This window comes from Cupriavidus sp. 05L310 (assembly GCF_056398185.1).
Genome location: NZ_JBFTOX010000167.1, coordinates 1 through 1,123 on the forward strand (window position 1 = coordinate 1; position 1,123 = coordinate 1,123).

Sequence of the window (1,123 nt, forward strand, 5' to 3'; positions counted from 1 at the left end):
GGGCAACTGTCCCTCAAGGGGCATGTTGTCTCTTGATTTTGGGGAGGATCCTCAAGATAGGAGAGCAGCATGGAAGCATTGATCCGCAAGGATGAATCTGCGCCCTCCGGCGTACCGCAGCGATGGGGCGACATCAATTGGCGCCGCGTTGAGCGAAACGTTCGGGTAATGCAGATTCGAATTGCGAAGGCAACACAGGAAGGGGATTGGCGCAGAGTGAAAGCCCTGCAACGGTCCCTGACCCGCTCGTGGTCCGCCAAGGCATCGGCGGTGCGACGAGTGACGGAGAACCAAGGTGCGCGGACAGTAGGTGTTGACCGCGAAAAGTGGGACTCGCCTGAAGTCCGATGGGAAGCCATCGGACGGTTGAAACGCCGGGGGTATCGGCCCATGCCATTACGGAGGGTCTTTATCCCCAAGTCCAATGGGAAGGAACGCCCTCTGGGTATTCCGACCATGTTGGACCGAGCCATGCAGGCCCTGTATCTGCTGGCGCTGGAACCGGTGTCCGAAGGGACGAGCGATCCGAACTCCTATGGGTTCCGGATCAATCGCTCTACTGCGGATGCCATGTCCCAGCTATTTGTCTCGTTGTCCCAGAAGGCTTCGGCTCAATGGGTACTAGAGGCGGATATCAAGGGGTGCTTTGACCATATCAGTCACGACTGGCTGGAACGCAACGTCCCGATGGACAGAGCAATTCTGCGAAAGTGGCTGAAGGCTGGCGTGGTATTTCAGGGCCAGTTTCAGGTGACCGAAGCCGGAACACCACAGGGGGGCATCATTTCCCCGACTCTGGCAAACGTGGCATTGAACGGGTTGGAACGGCAACTGGTGGAGTCCTTGCGGACAAAACTCGGCGTCGCCAACGTACGGAAGCATAAGGTGAACGTCGTGCGGTACGCAGACGACTTCGTGATCACCGGCAGTACGCCGGATGTTTTGGAGCACGAAGTGAAGCCGTGGGTAGAGGAGTTCCTAGCAGTACGGGGGCTGACGCTATCGACGGAGAAAACGCGGATTGTCCACATTGCCAACGGCTTCGACTTCCTTGGGTGGAATTTCCGGAAGTACTCGGGAACGCTGCTCATCAAGCCAAGCAAAAAGAACGTGCAGACGTTCT

At 57.4% G+C, this 1,123-nt stretch carries 1 protein-coding gene; it reads left to right on the forward strand.

Features of this window, described 5'->3' with window-relative positions; translation table 11 throughout:
• Positions 1–69: 69 nt before the first annotated feature.
• Positions 70–1,123 (forward strand): group II intron reverse transcriptase/maturase (gene ltrA, locus AC1DS6_RS42640; RefSeq protein WP_477104811.1); only part of this gene is annotated, 1,054 nt, incomplete at its 3' end.